Origin of the sequence: Rhodococcus tukisamuensis NBRC 100609 (assembly GCF_001894985.1) — a bacterium.
Lineage (GTDB): Bacteria > Actinomycetota > Actinomycetes > Mycobacteriales > Mycobacteriaceae > Rhodococcus_G > Rhodococcus_G tukisamuensis.
Genome location: NZ_BCXG01000014.1, coordinates 23,186 through 43,948, shown reverse-complemented (window position 1 = coordinate 43,948; position 20,763 = coordinate 23,186). Strand labels below are relative to the sequence as shown.

Below are 20,763 nucleotides of genomic sequence, written 5' to 3'. Positions count from 1 at the left end.
AAGCCTGTCGGGCCGTGCTCGTCTTGTTCGTGCTTGCTGTCGTTGGTGTGTAGCGGCCGAGTTCGTCGGCCCGGCGTCAGTTGCCGATGAGTTTCCGCAGAGCCGCGCGAGTTCGTTCGTCGGTGGAGTAGATGACCGTCCCGACCATTCCGCGGGTGAGCAGGACCTTGTAGACGTTGCGGACGAGTCTGTCGAAGCGGAGGTCGCTGACCTTCTTCGAGTTCTTCATGTCGGGGTCGCGGTTCGCGGCACGGACGGTCGTGAAGTGCCCGCCGCGCCACACCAGGTCGGGTCCGAGGATCACGCCGTTCCAGTCGTACTCGAACCCCTGCGCGGTGTAGACGCATCCGACCTGATCGAAGCCGCCGTCCTCCGTCGCCCACAGTGGAGCCGGAGGGGCATCTCCGATCCGTCTGTCGCTCTTGCTGTTCCACGGCCTGGCCCAGTCGCCGATCGTGACGTCGGGCACCAGGCTGCCGTCCTTGCGGGCGTCGCTCCAGGGCCAGCAGTATCCCGCGGTCATCCGGGCGGAGTAGCCACCATCGAATTGCTGCGAGAGCAGGTGCTCGAGCTCCTGCGGGCTGTCGGCGACACGCACCGCGAACTGGGGGTCGCCCTTCCATGCGTACGGTCCGCCCTCGACGAGGCCGAGGAGACGCTTGACCCAGAGGACGTATTCCTCACTGCCGCCGCAGCGGAACTGCTCGCCGAGGTGCACGTGCTGGGTCTCGAGACCGAGCGACCGGGCATGGCTCTGCACCTGTTCGAGCGACCCCATCTCGCCGGGCCGCACCACCTGGTGCTCGTCCAAGAGAAACACCGGTACCCGGGCCGCGGCGATGAGTTCGTCGATCTGCGGCCGGTCGGTGCGCAGTTCCGCCTTGGTGTACCGGTCGACCGAGGTCTCGCGAATGCGGTGGGCCTCGTCGAGGATCAGGACGTCGAGACCGTTGCGCTCCGCCGTCATGAACTGGTTGAAGTACTTGAACATCTTCTGCACTCGGGGTGCGCGGTGTCCCGCCACCTTGCGGAGTGTCTGGGTGAACGACCGGGATCCGGTCGCGTGCAGCACTGTTCGGCCGCGGCGGGCGAGCTCGCCGACCAGTGACAGTGCGATGACACTCTTGCCGCTGCCAGGCCCTCCGGTGACGATGACGACCCGCTTGCTGTCTGCGGACCGGGCCTGCTCGACGGCGTGCAGGACCAGGTCGACGGCGAGCTGCTGGTTTCCGAGTAGATGGAACTGTGGGCGGTCCCGCACCTCGGCGGCCGCAACCTTGAGCAACTGCTGGGACGGGGCAACCGCGGACCGCATGAGCGAGTCGCCGGCAGAGTGGCTCGCGGCGCCGGTGGCGAGGCGGGTCCGCAGGAAGGCGATCATGTCGGCGCGGTCGGCGGCGGTGAAGAGCCGCCCGGTGACGCCGGTGGGGAAGGCGCGGAGGTCTGACACGGTCGCGGGGTCAGACGCGTTGTGCAGGTACGCCATTCCTGCCAGCGCATCCGGCTGGTCGGCGATCGACTTGGCGAAGTCCGCGAGATAGTCGCAGTAGCCCTTCACCTGGGCCACCGGGTGAAGCTTCGGCCCGCCTGGCATCCCGGGGACCTCGACCAGATCCGGGTTGTCCTCGTACCGGTAGGCGGACGACCACTGCTTCAACTCGACCACGACGTAGGACGGCGCTCCGGACGAGGGATGAGTGCCCGCCAGTACGACGTCGGCGCGCTGGGAGGTGAGGGGAAGGTGGTACTCGACCAGCATCTCGACGTCGCCGAGACCCGCCTCGACGAGATCGCTCGCCAGTACCGGCAGACTTCGACTCCAGGACTTCTGCTCGGCCGCGCTGGCCCGGCGGCCGGTTTTGTACAGCATCTGTTCCAACAGTTGCTCCGCCAACGAATCGGGATGAGCGATGCCGGCTATATGGTTCGCCGACGTACGAAGCAAGGTCAAGGTGGAGTCCCCCGGGCAGCACGAATCGAGTCGTGCGGGTGGGGGCATGTCCGTGGCTGTGAATCACAGCGGAAGTCCGTCGGGCCGCGGGGTGAACACTATCGGACCCGCGGATTGTGGTTCGCGCTCGTCGCCTCGTATTTCGCCGCGACGGTCAGGTCGGTTCGTCGAAGAGGGTCGGCTCGGTCGGGTGGCCGAATGTGTCGGGCCGGTGGGGCTCCGGCGTCGGATCGGGCGCGCGGTGCCGGCCGGGCGAGTCGACCAGTCGCAGGGCCGCCCGCAGGCACTCGGTGGTCAGGGACCAGCCTTTGGCCTCGCTCTCGCAGAGTTCGAGGTCCTCCTGGTTGGGCGACCGACGCGCCGCCTCCTCGTGTCCCCGCCATTCCGCTTCCTGCTCGGAGCTGATGTGGATGTACTCGAGGAGGGTGTCGCGGTCGTAGCCGCAGGCCTCGGCGACTCGGCGGGCGCCGAGGGCTCCCGCGGCGTCGGGCCCGAGGTCGATCACCGCCATCAGGCCGGGCGGGAACTCCGGTTCACACTCATGCTCGACCGTCTCCTGTGGCTGCCGGAAGGTGACAGTGCCGAACCGGGCTGCGAACCTGTCGTCGAAGGTGGCGAGGAACGCGGGCATGCGTCCGAGCATGTCTTCCAGGTGTCGTGGGACGAACGGCTGCGCCATGAGGTTGATCGACGCGCACAGTCGGCCCTCGACGAGGACGAACTTGATCAGCGGCCACTCGGCGTTGAGCTCGGCGACGATCTCCGCGCCCTGGGTTCGGTTGCTGATCCAGTGCAACAGGGGAACCCAGATCTGTACATAGGGTTCAGTCGGGTGCGCCTTCACGAACACGGCCATCTTCTCGAACCGCAGCTCGAAGTCGCCATCGGCATCGACGAACGGAGGATCCTCGGAATTCCGGGTGAGGAAGTTGCCGACGAGTTCGCGGAGGTGGTCGCGATCGCGTGGGAAGACGATTCCTTGCGCCGCTTCGGTATTGGGTTGCGGGTCCGGGGCGGCCGGGAGGTCGTCCCGGGAGTAGTTGGCAGCGAACGGCAGTTCGGCCGGTCGGCCTGCACTGCCGGCCCGAAGGAAACTCGGGTGCGGCACGTTCCATACCTCACGCAGCGCCGTCACCGACATCGCAGCCAACTGGTCCGCCCGTCGTCGCGGCTGGGCGACCCAGTAGAAGCGGAGTCCCTCGCCGTCGCTGGACCGGTCGGAAAGCGCCCAGCCAAGGTCGACGAGTCGAGTCTCGGCAGCGGCGGTCGGTGCGCGCCGAGTCTCGGAGTCGCCATTCGCGGGCACCCAACATGAAACCCGGTCGTCGTTGACGAGGAAGCGAACAAGAGCGGCGTGGCCGTCGCCGGTGCCGGGTCCGAGCGACTGCAGGACGAGGGAGGCAGTGGTGTCCATTGCGCCGAGGTGGTCGGCGAGGCCGGACTGGAAGTGCTGCCAGGCACGATCGACGGAGTCGTCGAAACTGTCGAAGTCGGACATGAGCCACCCTCTCGCGGCCGAACCGCGGTCGCCATCGGCACCGAATCCGTCCCCCGACGTGGTGCGAAATCACGATATCGCGGGATACTGACAAATCTGTGAAACTCCGGCGTTCAAGCGCCGGCGAACCACTTCTTGAAAACTGAGCAACAGTTGACTTCTAATATCGCGTACGGGCGCCTGGAAGTGCTGGATCGTTGCCCGGGGTCACGGACCAAGGTGCGACCCCGCCAGGTCTTCCCGAGCGGCCGAGGCGGTCCCGTCGGATTGTCTGTCGGACCCCGCCTGTAGCTTGCGTCAATATCGTCAATGTGGTGGTCAGTAAGCGGGCCTGCTGGTCGCGACGTAGCCGAGAAGGGCGTTTTGTCCGAATGGTGTCCTCCATGTGATCGACCTCATCCAAACTGGTATATCTAACTCAAGTGTCGCCACCTGTTCGCTCGGCTGTGCGTTGGTAACGTGCAGGCGCAGATATTGAGAGTTCAACTTCCCTTCAGTTTCATTTATGACCTATTTCCAGGTGTCCGATATGCGGGCACTCACCGACCGATCCAGGGAAGAACTACGTGCCCTCAGCGCCAAATCCTTTCGACTTCAGTGACTACGCGAGTACCCAGCACGACGCAGATGCGCAGTGGCCCGCGAGCTCACCCACCTCGGCGTCGATGTCGAGCCCCTTCGCGGGTAGCTCCGAGCCGATCTCCGGACCCGGTTCCACGTTCGGCGCCGTCGCGGATCCGTTTGGTGCGGCTCCAGCGCGTCCGGCAGTTGGCGCCGTGCAGGGAAGCCCGCCGATGTGGTGGCTGCGGTCGGCAGCTCTGGCCGCGGTTGTCGGAGTCGGGCTCGCACTCGTCGCGTGCATCGGCGGGTCGGTGGTTGCAGGTGCCGTCGGGTGGGCGTTCGCCGGGCTGGTGACCTTCGGGCTGCTTGCCTGTTTCACAGTGCTCGACACCCGTCAGCGGGCGATGTCGGTCTATGCGAAGTCGGCGACGGCAGGGATCGTCTACGGGATCGTCATGGCGGCAGCATTCGTTGGCGTCGTGCTGGGTGCCTGGTCGATCGCGGACTGGGCGGGTCGGCTGTGAGGCGGGCGATCGCCCTCGCGGCGACGGTGTTGACCACCGCGCTTGGATCGCTCGTCCTGGCCAATCCCGTCGCGGCCGCGCAGGCGGCGCCCTCCGCGGTCGGTGACTTCGGTGCCTGCATGGCCTCCCAGCGGGAGGGCGACGTGCTGCTGATGATCGACGAATCGGGGAGCCTGCAGGCCTCCGACCCGGACGCGGCACGGGTTTCCGCGGCGAACTACCTGCTGGACCAGCTGAACTCGTTCGGCGACTCGGCCGGGTTCAAACTCGATGTGGCACTCGCCGGGTTCTCGGACGACTTCGTCGTGCACTCCGGATGGCAAAGCCTCGACGATGCGTCGCTGCCGGGACTGCAGAAATCTGTCGACGAGTTCCGGAGCCGGACGAACGGGATCGACACCGACTACCGGACGGCCCTGGACGGCGCGCGCGGCACCCTGGCCGAACGCGGCCCGTCTGCGGACGGCGGCAACCGGTGCCAGGCGTTGGCGTGGTTCTCCGACGGCAAGCTCGATTACACGACGCGCGACGGCGAGAAGTCCTACGCCCCCGGTATTTCCCTCGCCACGGACGACGGGGTGCGCCGAGTCGCCGACGCCGCACGGGAGTCGATCTGCCGGCCCGCGGGGGTCTCCGACCAACTCCGCTCCTCGGGCATCGTGACGTTCGGTGTCGGTCTTGCGGCCGGCACCGCCCAGGCCGCGGACTTCGACCTGATGCGGGCCATCGCGACGGGCGAGCCCGGATCGGTCGGGGCCTGCGGCAACATCGTCTCGCCCCGGCCCGGCGACTTCTACGTCGCGCAGAACATCGACGACCTGCTGTTCGCCTTCGATGCGTTCAGTACGCCGGGCCAGGCGCCGTTGGAACGCGAGACCGGGGTGTGCGCCTTCACGATGTGCGAGGACGCCCAGCACCGGTTCGTGCTGGACGATTCGATCGGCTCGGTGACCGTCCTCGGCTTCGCCGACGCCGAGGGTCTCGTCCCGACGCTGGTCTCCCCGCGGGGCGAGCAGCTCGCCCTGCCGCGGACGGGCGCCGGCTCGCCGGCGACGGTTCGGGTCGGCGGCGTCGCGGTGGAGTACGAATGGCTTTCGCCCCGGTCGGTGTCGTTCACGATGCGTCACGACGACGCGGCGCAGTGGCAGGGGAAGTGGGCGCTGGCATTCGTCGACCCCACGGGATCCGCGCCGACCGCCAGGTCGAAGTCGAACATCCACATCTCGGGCAACCTATTCCCCGCGTGGCTGGGGCAGGACACCGCCGCGGTGCACAGTGGCGAGAAGACGTCGGCGGTACAGCTCGGCATCGTCGACGCCGATCGGCGTGAGGTGACACCGTCCACACTGCTCGGTACCGCCGCGCTGTCGGTGTCGCTGACCGACAGTGCACACGTCAACCACGAGCTCGCCACGAAGATCCCCAAGGACCGGCTCGGCGAGCCGCTGGAACTGGACCTCACCCAGGTCGCGCCGGGTGAGGCAACGATGCGGCTCACGCTCGAGGTCACCACCGCCGATGCCAAGTCGGAGTCGGGCGCGGTCATCGCGCCGGGCACTGTCCTTACGCCCCAGTCGGTGGACGTCCCGCTGACCGTGGCGCCGCCGATCGGCTACCCGACACTGCCGTCACGCATCGACTTCGGGACCGTCGAGGGGGCCGGCACGTTCGCCGCCGACGTCCGCGTCGGAGGACCCGGCTGCGTCTGGCTCGAATCTGCGGTGCCGGCCCGGATCGACGCGGCCCCGGACGGCGTAGGCACTGTCGCGCTGACCGGCCGCGGCGCGGGTTCAGCCGACGACTGCCTTCAGGTGGAGGACGGAGCCGAGGCGTCGCTGCCGGTCCAGCTCCAGGTTGACAACGCAGGCAACGGTGCGGTCAACGGCGCGGTTCGGCTGATGGTCGCGCCCGCCGGCGAGCCCGACCGGGCCATGCCGGTCGAGGTGCCGTTCTCCGCGGACCTGCAGAAGCCGCTGGACAGTGGACGCTTCTGGTTGACCTTCCTGCTCGTGCTCCTGGTCAGCATTGCGATGCCACTGGTCGGACTGTGGTTGGCCAAGTGGCGGACTTCCCGGATACCCGCGGAAACGCTGAAGGCACAACGGTTCCCGGTCACCGTCGTCGGTGATGCCGTCCTGCGAGACGGTCGGCCGTTCGCGTTTCGTGACGAGGACCTCACCCAGATGGTCAGGGGCCTCGACAAGCCGGCCCGCCACCTGACGGTCGACGGTGTGGAGCTCAACGTCCGTACCGGGCTGCACCCGTTCGGTGCCGGTTACGTGGCCGCCCACGCAGACGGGCGGGTCACCGCGTCCCGCGCCGCCAAGGTCGACGGCAACGGCGACGCGCGCCTGCCGTTGGCCGTGCACAACTCGTGGGTCGTGCTGCACGATCCGGCGGGACCGGCGGACCTGGCCGACGTGCTGGTCCTGGTCGGCGGCAACTCCACCCCGGAGAGCCGAACGCGGCTGGTCGAGGACCTGAACGGACGCCTGCCGGGCTTGCTCCGCACGCTGCGCGAGCAGGCCAAGCCCGGGTCCGGGAACGGAGGCGGTACGCCGCCGTCGTCCGCGGCGTCGCCCGGCCCCGGCGGTCCGGTGGCATACGACCCGTTCGGGATGCCGCCCGGTCCCGGATCGAGTGCCGGTATGCCGAGCACCGGTTCGGCGCCGTCAGCACAGGGGTTCGGCGGCACTTCGGTGGCCGACCCGTTCGACCCGTTCGGCCCCCCGAGCCGCTAGTTCACGGCTCGACCTCAGCTTCAAGCTCTCTCGATGTGGAAGGACCGTAATGAGGCGGTTTCTCGTAGTTGGTTGCGGCGGATCCGGCGCCGTGACGCTGGCGTACATGATGGACCAGCTCCGTTCTGATCTGGCCGCGGCGGGAGTCGACAAGATCCCCGGTGGCTGGCAGTTCGTCAGTATCGACGTGCCGACCGCGCCCGAGAGCGGGCCGGACGGGCTAGACAACGTCCGCGATCAGGGTGGGCACTACTTCGGGAGTGGGCCGCAGGGTGATTCGTACGGGGTCCTCGACAACGCGCTGACCAACCAGCTGGTGGCCCGGCAGAGCCTCGGCGCCATCGCGACGTGGGCACCGCGGGACCCGGCGGCCGTGACCGTGCCCATCGGCTCGGGCGCCGGGCAGTACCGCGCCCTGGGCCGGATGATCACCCTGAGCAAGGCCGGGGGGATTCGGGAGACCCTGCAGCGGGCGTGGGAGCAGCTGTCCACCGTGGAGACCGCCGGTGAGATGTCCGCGCTGAACATCCCCGGCGGCGGATCCTTCGAGCAGGGCGAGTCGCCGATCGTGCTGGTGGTCTCCTCGATGGCCGGAGGCGCGGGCGCGTCGATGGCGCTGGACGTGTGCCGGCTGCTGACGCTGATCCCCGGGCTCGACCCGCGCCTGATGGGCGTGTTCATGGTGACCCCGGACATCTTCGACGGACTCGGCAAGAGCGCCACCACCGGCGTGCGGGCGAACGCCCTCGCGATGCTCGGCGAGATCGTTGCCAGCCAGATGGGCTCGGCGCGCGAGCACGACGTCGAGGTCCTCGGGGCGCTCGGCCAGCAGCATGGCAAGGGCGAGAAGGTGCCGTTCGCGCGGGTCTTCCCGGTCGGCCGACGGGTCGGCGTGGAGGGTGCGCCGTTCGGCGACGGGTCGCAGAAGGCGATCTACCGCGGCCTGGCCCGGGGCCTGGCCGGGATGATGATGAGCGGCGCCGCGACCCGCCAGTTCGTGCAGTACGACCTCACCAACGGGGCCGGCCTGCCTGGCCAGCGCGAGAACATCGGCTGGGGCGGTCAGTGGGACAACCTGCCGTGGGGGACCTACGGGTTCTCGAGCCTGAGCATGGGCCGGGACCGGTACGCCGAGTACTCGGCGCAGCGGCTGGCCCGCAGCGCGGTGGACCGACTGCTCGACGGGCACAGCACCCCGGGCAGCCCGGTCTCCGACGAGGACCAGGTGAACTCGATCCTCGACAGCCAGTGGTCGACGCTGCTGACGTCGATGGGACTTCCTGTGGTGCAGTCCGATTCGCGCGGACCGCAGGCCGGTGTCGCACCGTGGCTGACCAATGTCGTCCTCCCGGCGGACACGGTGGGCCGGATGGCCGGCCAGATCGTGGAGTCCGAGCTCCGGCATTACCTCCCGTCCGGCACCGGTCTCGTCGCCAACCAGTGGGTGCCGGAGGTCGAGCGCGCGCTCGGCCAACGCCGCCAGTCGCTGGTTGCGGCCGCGGAACACCACGCGGTGACGCACGCATTCGCATGGCACCGGCCGCTCGTCGAGCGCATCGAGGAGACCGTCGCCAACGCGGTGGCCGACGTCGGGCTGCCCTACGCGACGGCGGTGGTGAGCCGACTGCGCACCTACCTCAAGGACGTGGTGCGAGCCGGCGCGGAGGACCTGACCCGGCTGGCGCCCGCGGACATCACCGCTCGCACCGCGGAGACCGCGCAGGCGTTCGCCTCGCTCAACGGGCTGATCGGGTCCGACGCCGAGTCCGTCGACATGCTGCTCGGCAACTGCCGCGGGAACGTCCAACGGCAGCTGTACGCTTCGCTGTCCGGCAAGGTGGCGGAGGTGGCGGCCGCGCTGGTCTCCGAGGTGTTGCAGCCGCTGCTCGACCGGCTCAACGAGGAACAGACCGGACTGCGTCGGGCCCGGAGCAAGCCGGCCAGCGACGTGGGCCTCGCGCGCTTGGCCACCGACCAGTACGGGGCCTGGCCGGCCGATCAGGCGGATCGGGTGCCGCCGCGGTTCGCGGAGGCCAACAACGAGGTGATGCTCACCCCGTCGGCGGACTTCATGGCGCAGTACCGCAGCGACCTGCCCCTCACGGTGACCTCCGACGACTTCGGCACCCCCGCGTTCGCGGATGCGGTCAAGCGGGGCGTCGCCGCCGTCGTGACCGGGCAGTGGAGCACGGTCGACGGCACCAGCGCGCCGGCCCAGGAGCGGCCCGTGATCGAGCGCACCGCGGCGTGGCGCTCGCGTGCGTTCCCGGTCGATCCCAGCACCCGCGAGGCGCTGATCCCGTCGGCCGCACGCTACGACGTGCACGTCCGCCCCGCCGAACTGCTCGACCGCGCACGGCGATTCGTCTCGCGCACCGGCGAGTCGTTCGACAGGTTCTGCCGCGTGTCGCTGCGCGAGTACATCGAGGACCACGCCGTCCCCGAGTACGTGCTCGACGAGCGGCGCGCGCGACTGAAGGCCAAGTTCACCGCGGCGCTGTCGTTGGCCCGTCCGCTGGCCAGCGTCAACCAGCAGGCGCTCGAGGCGCTGCACCCGGGACAGCAGGTGGAGTACCGCTACAAGTTCACCGCGGTGCCGTTCCTGAACCTCCCGGTCGCCGACACCCTCGCGCAGGTGCTGCAGAAGGACCCGATGATCGACCACGAGACCGAGTCGGAGTTCCTGCGGCTGCTCTCCGACGAGGACAAGCTCACCCGGGTGGACATCTTCGGCTCGTACCCGAACTACTCACCCCTGGCCTACGATTCGGTGCTCGTCCCCGCGGCGAAGCAGTGGGCGGATTCGACCCCGACGCAGCAGGACGCCTTCTGGAAGTGGCGGCGCGCGCGCCCACTGACGGCCTCGCTGCCGATGCACGACGTCGAACGTCAGGCGATGACGGCCGGCTGGTTCCTCGGCCTGATGCTCGGTCAGGTGCGAATCCCGGCCGCCCCGTACGACGAACCGGTGCGCGTGTGGGAGTCCACGCTGGCCGGCTGGGTGGACTTTCCGCATCCGCTGCTCACCCCGCCGTCCCGGTTTCTCGCCAAGAACGACTGGCTGCCCGCGGTCCTCGAGTCGGTGCTGCTGGCGATGTCCCGTTCGCACGAGCCGCCGGTGATGAGCTCGATGCTGCCGTACCGGGCCCTGCGCTCGGTCTACGACGCGTCGGCTCAGGACCCGGTCGGCGGCATCCACGAGGTCTCGGCGAAGGCGCTGCTGATCGACTGGCTGCGGACGGGTGAGACCGTCACCGGCTGGCAGTCGCAGATCGACGGTTCCGGCCCCGAGGCCTCCGTCGACGCGAGGGCCAAGAGCGCGACCGACTGGCTGTCGACCATCAGGAGCGTGGCCGGCGAGCACTACATGGCGCCCGGCCAGGACGGGGCACCCGGCGGCGGTGTCTTCTCCGCCGTGACCGCACGTGACCAGGCCGCGCACGCTCCGATGTTCCGGGACATCGCGCCGGACGTGTACTGGGCGACCGGCGAGCTGATCCGGCTGATTGCCGAGTGCAAACCGCTTGCCGAGCAACCGGACCGGGCCGCACAGTATGCGGCACCGGCACCGGTGTGGACGCCGCCGGGCCAGGCCTTTGTCGTTCCCGACGCCGGTCGGTTCTGAGATGGGGACGACCGAAATGAAGGCGCTCACCGTGATCCTCGGATCGGCCGGACCGGCACGCGGCGTGCGTGATGTCCTGACCGATCTCTCGGCCGCGGGACTGGTCTCGCCGTTCCTGTGGATCGACGCGGACGGGCTCCGGCAGGGCGCAACCCAGGTCGTCGCTGCCGAGGTGGCCGGCGGCGTCGAGACCGAGGTGGCGCTGCAGGACGTGCTGGCCACCCGGATCATCGACCGGGTCCGGGTGTGCGTCGTGGTGCCGTGCGGAACCGGCGCCACTCCCGTGGACGCCGGGTTCGAACGCGCGATGGCCGAACTGGTCGCGTCGAATTCCGGTGGCGCTCAGGTCAGTCGGCTGCGCCTGCTCGTCCGGCGGCCCGGCGAGGAGCGGTCCGAGGCCGCGGTTCTCGCGCCTGCCGGGTGGCACAACCTGCTGATCGCACCCGAGGACTCGCGGGGCCCGGGTATGGGACACATCTCGCTGTCGGCGACCGGCGACCCGATTGCCGTCGGTCGCCATGCGGCGCCGGTGGTGGCCAGCGTGGCGGGACTGTGGACGGACGCCGCGCACGCGCCGTTCGACCACGTCCCCGTGCTTCCCGGTGACGCGTTGCGGGTGGTGCGCTCGTTCTACCGCAGGCTCGACACGTCGCACGCCGAGGCCGAACTGCGTCGGCAGGTCCTCGACTTCGGCGGACAGCTGCCGCTGCCGAGCGATGTGGGTACCTCCGTGGTCTACGCCGACGACGTCGCGTCGACAGCCCAGTCGATGGCACACGCGGTGTGGTCCCGACATCGGCATCTGTTGGAGGGGAACCGGGTCGTCGCCCCGCCCGCGGCGGAGCCGCGGACCATCGGCCTGCGTGAGGCGCTGGGGATGTTCCTCTCGTTCCTCGGCGCGGTGCTGCGAAACGCGCCGGCCGCACTGTTCGCGCGGGTGACGAACAGGGTGTCGTCGTCGTTGGCGTCGACCGCGGAGGACACGCTTTTCGGCGCGGCGCCGTCCGCATACAAGATCGTGGTCAACGGAGTCGACGCCAACGGACGGCGCGCGAGTTGGTCGGAGTACGAGGCGGCCTCGAAGCGAATCGCAGTGGCACTGGACAGCGTTGCCGCCCAGTCGTCTGCGGCGCAGCGTCATTCGGGCCAGTCGGGTTCCCCGACCGCGGATCTGTCCGACCTGTGGCGCGACTACCAGCGAGGGGCGCTGACCCTCGCCGACGCCAGTGAGCGTTCCCCGTACCTCCCCGCCGCGCAGGTCGGGGCGCACCGCGCCGTGCTGCGGTCCGCATCCGACGTGGTACCGGGCCCGGCCGATCAGTTCGCCGACATTCCGGGGATCGTGTCCGCGACCCTGGACGTGCACGCCGTCGACCCGGCGGATGTGCTCGGTATCAACGAGATCCGCGATCAGCTTCGCGGACTCGAACAGGACCCGGCCCTCGGCCTCGAGGCGCGGCGCACCAACGCGGCGCTCGGCACCTGGGCGTCGCGGGTGGGACGCAGCTACGCGGTGGGTTTCGGAGGGATCCTCGCCCAGCGCCTGACCGCCATCCTGGCGGAGGCCCGCGGCCTCATCGAGCGGATCGGCGCGTCGACCGAGCCCGAGGACCTCGCGGCGGTGACGGCCCAGCGGCACCAGCGCCTGGTGCGGCGGCTGCAGGTGCTGACGGCGGTGTTTGTCGTCGTGGCGGTGGTGGCCGGAGCGCTGGCCCACTTCGGGGTGTTCTCCTGGTGGGTGGGCGCCGCAGTGATCACCCTGAGCGTGCTGGGCTGGTGTGGATTCGTCGGGCGGGCCTTCATGTCCGAGCAGCAGGAACTCTTCCAGCTGCTTGCCGAACGCGAAGCCGCGGAGTCGGCGCGGGAGGCCAACCAGACGAATCTGCGTGCCGCGCTGCGGGACGTGGAGGTACTGTCGGCCGCCTACCGCCAGTACCTGTCGTGGAGCCGCGCACTCGGCGCCTTCCTGGCGAAGCCGTTGGGGACCAGTGCCGACGTCCGCCAGGTGCGGCGGCCGGTCGAGTGGGGCCTGCCTCTCAGCACCGTCGTGGCCTCGGGCAGCCCGGAACCGAGCCAGATCAAGCGGGTGGCCGAGCAGCTCCGCCACGACCTGCTCAGCGTCGGGTGGCTGACCGACCAGTGGGACTCCGCGGTCCGCGACGCCGGCGAGGTGCTCGGCGCGTCCGGTCAGGATCTCCGCCGCAACCCCGCACTGTTGGCGTCCCAGCCCGGCGCCGGCTCCGGATCCGCCCTGGACGAGTGGTCGACCATGCTGCATCGCGGTGAGGTCGAGGCGGGTGGTGCGTCGCTGCTTTGGGAGCGGGCGCGCACCGAACTGTCCCTGGCCGACGGGGACCTGACCCGACGGCTCGTCGACAGCGTCGAGTTCCACGCCGACGGCCGCGTCCACCGGAGCGGTCTGGACGACTTCCTGGCCGGGGTCGGTTCGTCGTCGCCGCGCGCGGACAGCGACTTCTTCGACCGGGCGGTCTTCACCGACCTGGCCTCGACCAAGGGCCTGTCGGCGGTCGCGGGCTCCGTCCCGAGCACGGCCCGGCTGGGGCTGGGACTGGTCGCCGTCACCACGCAGTACACCGAGGGCATCGCCGAGGAGGACCTGCGTCTCACGGCGTCCGACGGGCTCGCCGTGCCTCGCGAGATTCTGCTGGCGCCGGACCTTCCCGTGCGGTCGTCGGAACCGAACAACGTGCAGCAGCCTTCCGCGCGAACGGCATTCGAGGTGCCGGTCGCGGACGGCCTCAACTTCTGAGAGTGAGTGGACCCATGGCCCAGGACGCCTTCGCCGCGCTGCAAGAGCTGCGCCAGCACGAGATCGACGCCGCGCACCTGCAGGTCGGAATCCTCAAGGACACCCACCTGCACCAGATCATCCGCTCGAACCGGCGCACCGCCGCCGAGATCGAGCCGATGCTGCCGCGCAAGGCGAAGGCGCTGGCCGCTGATATCGCCGAGCTGCTCGGCTCCCACGAGCCGGAGTCGGTGGACACCGCGACCGCCGCCGGCCCGCAGCAGACGCAGTCGACACCGGCCCCCGCAACGGCCCGGCTCCCCGTGCCGCCGGCGCCCGCGCCGTTGTCGGGTGAGCTCGTGGACATGCGGTCCGAGGACTTCTGCGAGTACGCACACGGAGACGCCGACCGGTTGCCGTCGACTCTGACGATCACACCCGAACCGGGTGGCGGCCACCTGATCGAATGGGAGCCCGCGCAGGTGCGGCCGGGTCAGCGTGTGCTGTACCGCGTGGTGGCCAACGAGGAACACCGGGCTTACAAGCCGGAGGCCGGCCACCTGACGGCGGTGACGCGGAGCCCGCGGGTGATCGACGCGACCCCGCCCGCCTCGGCCGTCCGCTTCCTGCAGGTGTGGTGCCACATCGGCGCCGACGACCGCGACGCGGCACAACGCCAGCCGGTACTGATCGCCGAGGGCCAGATCCTCAGCCCCGTCGTCGACTTCCTCGTCCAGGAGGACGAGGGCACGGTCATCGGCCAGTGGTCGGCGTGGCCGGGTACCTCCAGGGTTCGGGTGCTGCGCATCCCGCTGGACGGAACCGTCCGAGTCGAGACCGATGCCCGGCACCGAATCCTGGCAACCGAGGCGAACATCGGCGGGTTCGTCGACGGGGAGGCCGAACGGGGGCGCCGCTACCTCTACCGCGCGATCGGTGAGGTGGAGGTGGACGGCCGCACGCTGCTCTCGTCCGCGGCGCAGGCGGAGGTCGCCGTATCCGTCGTGCTGGAGCCGGTGGCCAACCTGGCCGTGCACACCCACGGCGCCGGCGACGACGCCCGATTCGACCTCGAGTGGACCGCACCCGCCGCCGGCACGGTGGTGATGTACCGGACGGAGGTCGGGCCCAGACCCGGGCTCGGCCAGGAGCCGCTGCCGGACAGCGCCCTCGAGGTCTCGGGAGGCCTGCCGCGCTCGGCGAGGCTGGTGCACCCGGTGATCCCGGGCGAGGACTCGACCTGCCGGATGACGAACGTGTCCTGGCCGCGGGGCTGGGTCCGCGCCTACTTCACGCCGGTCACGGTGCTGGACGGCAAGGTCCAGGTCGGATCCACCGTCACCGCGACCCGGCCACTGCCCGCGCTGCGCGATGTCCGGATCGTCGAGCGATGCGCAGAGCAGGTGCTCACCTTCCCGTGGCCGACAGGCGCTGCATCGGTGTCGGTGTACCTGAGCCAGCGGGAGGTGACCGCCGAGCAGGTGCTGGGACAGCGCCCCGAGGCGGAGATCTCGCGATCCGTATACGACCGGGACGGCGGGCTGCACCTGGCGAAACCGCTTCCTCCGCACGGTTGTTCGGTGCACGTGGTGCCGGTCGCCTACACGGCGGGCGAACGGATCGTCGGAGTTCCGGCCACCGTCGACTACCCGGGCCTGCTGCGGATCTGGTACGACGTGACGGCGCAGCCCGGCGGGACCACGGTCGCGGTCCGCCTTGCCGCCGAGGTCGAGACCAGCACCGCGCCGCCGTTCGTGCTGGTGCACAACCCGGCTCGGCTGCCGCTCAGCGCACGGGACGGGCAACCGTTGGAGGTGCGCGCGAGCCACGACCGGCAGGCGCCGGGTGCGCGCAGTTTCCATCCGCAGCGGCTCGGCGGCGTCAACGACCAGATGTGGTTCGCGGACGTCGCGAACCTGACGGGCTACCTCCGCGTCTTCGCGGACGTCCGGCCGGAGCAGGGCAAGTTGATCGCCCTGATGGATCCGCCGATGGACCGTATCCGTCTCGACCTGCTCGGCGGCCGGGTGCGATGACGGGTTCGGTGGATTCCGCGCCGCCCCGGTTCGGCCAGCTCACGTACACCTCCTACGATTCGCCGGCGTCCGCGCGGGCAGGCGGGGGAGGCTGGCAGGTCAAGGAGGTCGGCGGCGGTCTGAGTGAGCCGGAGCAGGACCTGATGCGGTCCGGCGTGGCAACACGATTCGAGCCGGTCGAGCCGCCGCCGCCGTTCCCGACCCCGGAGGATCTCGAGGCCCGGCCCCGCCGGCTGTCGTACGTGCCGGTGGCCGGCGGCGCCGGTTGCTACTGGCACACGGTCGCGGCCGGGGCGGACGCCTCGGGTCGGCCGGGGAACGTCTTCGCGCACGTCCTGCTGGACCGGGCCGACGACACCGCGGCCGAGTCGGTGCGGCCCGTCGAACTCTGGCGTTCGCGGGACTGGCTGGTGCCGTACGGAGCCGACGCCGTGGCGCACGCGAGCCTGTCCGAGGCCGCGCCGGCGGTCGGTGCGGTGGTCGACCGGACCTCGGTGCTGGGCTTCCTGCTCGACCCCGGAACCTGGCGGATCGGGGTGCTGAGCCTGCTGCTCGACGCGGTCGCCCGGGCAATGGCAGGCGGCCCGGCGGTGGTGCTCGGTACCGACAACCCCGAGTCTGCGGCGCTGTGGATCGGGGCGATCAGCCAGTTCATGTCGCCCGGGTCGGCGCGGCGGTTCGGCTGGTGCACTTTCGACCGGCTGCCGGCCGTCGAGGAGACCGTCACCCGCGGAGCGCATTTGGTGGCGGTGCCGCGCAGGGACGTCGAGGGACTCCCGGTGCTCGGCGGTCAGGTGTTGATCGACGAGCACGAGACGCCGGACCTCGGCGAGCTCGGCGGCGAACCGCATCGCACCGCCCGCGGTGAGGCGGTCCCGGTGACGGCGTGGTCGGTGCTGGCGCAGACCGCCCTCGTCGACGCGACGGTCGCCGAACGCACTCTCGCCCAGCAGGACTCGATTGCGTGCCGGGCCGGTGACCGGGGCCTGTCGCCGATGTGGCCGCTGGCGATGGCGGTGACCCTCGAACCCGGACTGTACGACGGACACGACGAGGCCGCCCAGGTGATCCTCGAGCAGTCGCCCGAGACGGTCGTCGACGAACCGGACCTCGCGGCGGTGCCGCTGGCCGTCGTCGATGCGCAGTTCGGTCACGACACCGCGGCGGCGTGGCCGGCGTTGGTGCTCCTCCTCGACGACGACACCGTCGCACCGGCGGTGCGGGTGCTGGCCGGGCGAATGTTCCTGTTCCGCATGCTCGGCGATCGCCGCTGGATCCGCGGCAGCACCCGGGAACAGCGCGAACGCCTCGATCCGGCGTGGTCGTCGCATGACCTGCTGGCCGAGGCGGACCGGGTGGCGGCGGCGCTGCGGACCCGTGCGCACGCGGTCTCGACCCGCCAGGAACTTCGCGACCTCGCGGTGGACGCGGTGGCCATGCTCGATGTTTTCGCGGAGGCAGGGCTGCTGAACGGACCCGGCAGGGCGGCGGTGTTCGAGGTGCTCGAGGCTGCGGTGGTGCCGATCCTCTGCGACCCGGTCGACGGCCCCGCGCTGGTCGCGGACTCCGGACCGGTCGGGACCGCGACCAGACTCGAGTACCTGCAGCCCGCGCTCGCCGCGCACCCGGCGGTCACCGGCCGGCCGCTTGGGTCACGGGTTCCGCACCTCGTGCTGAAGTGGGTAGTCGGGGAGACGGGGCAGTCGGTGCCGGAGGCGTTGTCACGAGATCCCGGCCGAATCGCGGAGCCGCTGAGCATGCTCGTCGCGGACGGGGTGCGCGCCTCCATGGCGGCGGGCGAACTCGACGTGAACAGCCCACATCTGCTGATTGTCCTGCGACGCGCGCTGTACGAGGCATCCCGCGGCGGCTGGGCAGGCGAGGACCTCACCCGGTTGCTCCGGGAGGTCGTGTGGACGTCGCGCGACCTGAGCCTGGCGGTGACGGAGTATCCGTCCGTGGTTCCCCGGGGCTTCCTGCGGAACGGGATCGTCACGGACCCGTGGGGCCCGGAGGTCGAGCTGCTCGTCTCGCGGGCGGCGGACCCACGGGCCGGTGCGGCGCTACCGATTGAGTCCGATCCCTACCTCGACGGGCTGGCGACGTCGTGGGCGGCGATCCGGAGCTGGGGACGGTGGGGCAGCCTCACCGAACGCGACATCCGGCCGTTGCTGGACCAGCACGTGCGGCCCGTTCTCCTCGACTACGCGGCGTGTTTCGAGGCGGACCTTCCGCACGACCTGCTGGTGCGGCTCGCGCTCCTCACCGTCGCCGCCCGGGCGAACGCGTCCACCGGGCGGGGTTCTGCGGTGCCCCGGTTGCCGGACGGGCACGAGGAGGCGTTGGTGCGCGCGGTCCGTGCAGATCGGCGGCTGGCGTTCGACGTGGTGTCCTCCTGGGTGCGATCCGGTGTGATCGATCTCCGCTGGGCCGTCGCGTACGCGGTGTTCACCGACCCGTCCGCGTCGCGGCTGCGGCTGGCCGTCGATCGAGATGACCTGCTGTGCCGGATGGAGATCGGGTCTCCGGACGATCCGCGGTCGCTGCTGGAGTCGGTCGTGTGGACGCTGATGGGGGAGTCCGACTATCGCGGTCCCGTCGACGCGCAGGGTGTGCTGGACGCGATCCGGACCGTCCTCCGCCAGGAGGGCGGGATCGATGTGGAGTACGCATGCAAGGGCTACGCACCGTTCGTCAAGGGCTGGACCGAGAGGCGCTCACTGAGCGCCGACCGGCCCGCGGCCGGTCGGTTGAGAAGGAAGTGAGTGGACTGTGACCACGCAGAAGTGCTGGCGCCGTGGGCGAAGGGAATCGATCTGATGCCGGGATATGTGCTCGACGGCGCGGGACGGGTGGACCTGCCGCGGCGACCGCTCGCGGTGACGGTGGATGCGCCAGGCGTCTCGGTCGAGGTGTGGGCGTTCGGCCCGGACGGGACCGGCGCTGGGCAGGTGCTCAACCCGCGGCCTGGACTGATGATCCTGCCGCGGGTGGACTCCGAGACGGTCGTGATGGCGCGGCCGTCCAGTGGCGCAGGGGGATTCCCGCAGGGTACGGTCCTGCACGTCACCATCGGGGTCGACAGCGAGCGTGACCCGGACCCGGAACGCGCCGAGCTGACGCCGATCGACGTCTCCGGGTTGCACGGCGTCGAGCTGGCGACGATCGCGCCCGTCGGTGACCGGCTCGAGGTGACGGCCCGCAAGACCGCCGTCGACGTGCCGCTGAGTGACCTCGCGGCCCGGGCCCGTTCGGCGGCGCGGGGGCTGCTCCGCGTCGACCGACTGCCGGAGATGCGCCGCCTGCTGGTCGAGGTCGACATCGACACCACGATCTCGATGCTGCCGCGGATCGAGGACCGCAGCATCCGGGCAGTGGTCGACATCGTGGCTGGCATCGCCACCGTCGTCGGGGCACGGGACTCGGTGCAGGTGAACCTGATCGGGGGCGCCGTCACGACGCCGCCGTCGGGGGAGCTGCGGGATCTCGCCGACCGTGTGCAGGCCGAACTCGACGTGGCGGGCCTGGGCGTCGGATTCCGGTCGGCGGCGATCGATCGGTCCTCGCGGGTCGTCGAGACGCTGGTCGTCACGGTGACCGACGCGGTGCCCGCGGACCGCGTCCGCGACGGTGGCGCGGGGTCGGCGGTCCGGCCGCACCTGGTGCTGCTGGCACCGCGCTCGGCGGGCGCGGCGGCGGAGGTCGGTGCCACCGTCGTCGCGCCCCCCGAGGCGGGCGGCGACCTGGTCCCGGCGCTGCTGGCCGATGCCGACGAGCTGTCTCGAGTTGTGGAGTCCCTGCTGGCCGAGGTTGCGGCGCTGCAGGATTCGGAAGGTGTACTGCGATGACCAAATGCCCACGCTGCTTCGTGACGCTGACCCAGGACCGGTACGCCTGGGTCCCCCTGGCGCCGGACGCACCGGAGGTGGACGAGGTGGCCTCGGCCTATCACGGGAGCCCGGTGAAGTCGGGCAAGGTGATCGAGCTGGTTCGGCCGGCGGACGCGGCGGACGACTGGGCCCCGCCCGCGTTCTACGGCGAGCGGCAGACCGGCGGCGATGTCGCCGAGGTGTGCCCGGTGTGCCACTACCGGCTGCCGGCCGGCTGGCGCGGCGCCCAGACGACGTGCGTCGCGCTGGCCGGCGCCCGCGCGACCGGCAAGACCGTGTACATCGCCGTCCTGGTCAAGACACTGCAGTTGCTCGGCGAACGGCTCAACCGGGTGGCCGAACCCGCCACCACGGAGACGGAACTGAACTACCTCGAGCACTACGAGCGGCCGCTGTACGAGGAGCGCGGGATCCTCGAGTCCACCCCGGCCGCGCACACCGGCAACCCGTACCAGCGCGAACCGCTGATATTCAGCCTCGGGGTCTGGAACGAGGCGCGGCAGTACCTGGTCATCCGTGACGTGGCGGGCGAGGACCTGGAGAACGCGAACAACGTCAACGCCGCTTCCATGCAGTTCTTCGGGCACGCCGACGGGGTGGTGTTCATGTTCGACCCGCTCAAGGTGGAGTCGGTGCGCCATCAGTTGCACGACCTGGTGCCCGCGCAGGAACGCGTCGGCGGCGACCCGCGGTCGGTGCTGCGGACCGTGCTGTCGATCATCGGCACCGGGACTCCACACCTCGCGGTGGTCCTGTCGAAGTTCGACGCCCTGCAGGCACTGGCGCACGTGGACGGGAGCGACTGGAGCGAGGTCATGTCGCACCGCGGCGCCGGGTTCTCGCGGGACCCCAGCCTGCGGGCCGGGCCGTACGACGAGCAGGACGGCCGGCTGGTGCACGAGGAGGTGCGGAGCCTGCTCGAAAAGCTGGAGGCGCGGACCATGGTGATGGCCGTCGAGCAGCCGCACACCGGGGTTCAGCTGTCGAGCCGGTACTTCGCGGTGTCGGCGCTGGGGGAGTCGCCGGTGGGAGATCGGTTGCACCAGAACGGGATCTCGCCGTTCCGGTGTCTGGATCCGGTTCGGTGGGTGTTGGCGCAGCGGGGGGTGTGGGCGTAGCTGCCTCCCGCTGCGGGACCGTGGCCTTCTTCCGGTCATCGCGCGCGGGACCGCGCTACGTCTACCAGCG

General features: G+C 70.4%; 10 protein-coding genes. 8 read left to right on the top strand and 2 right to left on the bottom strand.

Annotated elements, in window-relative coordinates; all coding sequences use genetic code 11:
* Positions 1-76: 76 nt before the first annotated feature.
* Complete coding sequence (locus RT2_RS15580) at positions 77-1,951, bottom strand: DNA/RNA helicase domain-containing protein (RefSeq protein ID WP_072845705.1); 1,875 nt, start codon at positions 1,949-1,951, stop codon at positions 77-79.
* 154 nt (positions 1,952-2,105) lie between these two features.
* A complete protein-coding gene (locus RT2_RS15575) occupies positions 2,106-3,449 on the bottom strand; it encodes a T3SS (YopN, CesT) and YbjN peptide-binding chaperone 1 (protein WP_072845704.1) in 1,344 nt (447 codons plus the stop codon).
* A 566-nt stretch (positions 3,450-4,015) separates the two neighbouring features.
* Here RT2_RS15575 and RT2_RS25950 point away from each other — a divergent pair.
* Genes RT2_RS25950 through RT2_RS15535 form a run of 8 tightly spaced genes read left to right on the top strand, consistent with a single transcriptional unit; the run spans position 4,016 to position 20,693 of the window.
* Complete coding sequence (locus RT2_RS25950) at positions 4,016-4,534, top strand: hypothetical protein (protein WP_072845703.1); 519 nt, start codon at positions 4,016-4,018, stop codon at positions 4,532-4,534.
* Positions 4,531-7,275: a vWA domain-containing protein gene (locus RT2_RS15565; protein ID WP_174556718.1), complete on the top strand. Its 2,745-nt coding sequence runs from the start codon at positions 4,531-4,533 to the stop codon at positions 7,273-7,275. The genes RT2_RS25950 and RT2_RS15565 overlap by 4 nt, the downstream gene beginning before the upstream one ends.
* Positions 7,276-7,324: 49 nt before the next feature.
* Entirely contained in the window at positions 7,325-10,900 is a 3,576-nt protein-coding gene (locus RT2_RS15560) for a tubulin-like doman-containing protein (RefSeq protein WP_072845702.1), read from the top strand.
* 1 nt (position 10,901) lies between these two features.
* Positions 10,902-13,670 (top strand): magnesium transporter, encoded by a 2,769-nt coding sequence (locus RT2_RS15555; protein WP_245709484.1) that lies wholly within the window; start codon positions 10,902-10,904, stop codon positions 13,668-13,670.
* Between the two features lie 14 nt (positions 13,671-13,684).
* On the top strand, positions 13,685-15,685 hold the full coding sequence (locus RT2_RS15550; protein ID WP_072845701.1) for a SaeA-related protein: 2,001 nt from the start codon (positions 13,685-13,687) through the stop codon (positions 15,683-15,685).
* Positions 15,682-18,450, top strand: a complete 2,769-nt coding sequence (locus tag RT2_RS15545) for a GAP1-N2 domain-containing protein (protein WP_072845700.1) — start codon at positions 15,682-15,684, stop codon at positions 18,448-18,450. The genes RT2_RS15550 and RT2_RS15545 overlap by 4 nt, the downstream gene beginning before the upstream one ends.
* Entirely contained in the window at positions 18,451-19,533 is a 1,083-nt protein-coding gene (locus RT2_RS15540; protein WP_245709485.1) for a hypothetical protein, read from the top strand. It begins immediately after the preceding gene.
* Positions 19,530-20,693, top strand: coding sequence for a TRAFAC clade GTPase domain-containing protein (locus RT2_RS15535; RefSeq protein ID WP_072845699.1), 1,164 nt, complete (start codon positions 19,530-19,532; stop codon positions 20,691-20,693). The genes RT2_RS15540 and RT2_RS15535 overlap by 4 nt, the downstream gene beginning before the upstream one ends.
* Positions 20,694-20,763: the final 70 nt, after the last annotated feature.

Bases quoted from the DNA above. Each gene is read 5' to 3' on its own strand.
- RT2_RS15575 (WP_072845704.1), bottom strand. From the start codon at position 3,449: ATGTCCGACTTCGACAGTTTCGACGACTCCGTCGATCGTGCCTGGCAG.
- RT2_RS15560 (WP_072845702.1), top strand. From the start codon at position 7,325: ATGAGGCGGTTTCTCGTAGTTGGTTGCGGCGGATCCGGCGCCGTGACG.
- RT2_RS15555 (WP_245709484.1), top strand. From the start codon at position 10,902: ATGGGGACGACCGAAATGAAGGCGCTCACCGTGATCCTCGGATCGGCC.
- RT2_RS15550 (WP_072845701.1), top strand. From the start codon at position 13,685: ATGGCCCAGGACGCCTTCGCCGCGCTGCAAGAGCTGCGCCAGCACGAG.
- RT2_RS15545 (WP_072845700.1), top strand. From the start codon at position 15,682: ATGACGGGTTCGGTGGATTCCGCGCCGCCCCGGTTCGGCCAGCTCACG.
- RT2_RS15535 (WP_072845699.1), top strand. From the start codon at position 19,530: ATGACCAAATGCCCACGCTGCTTCGTGACGCTGACCCAGGACCGGTAC.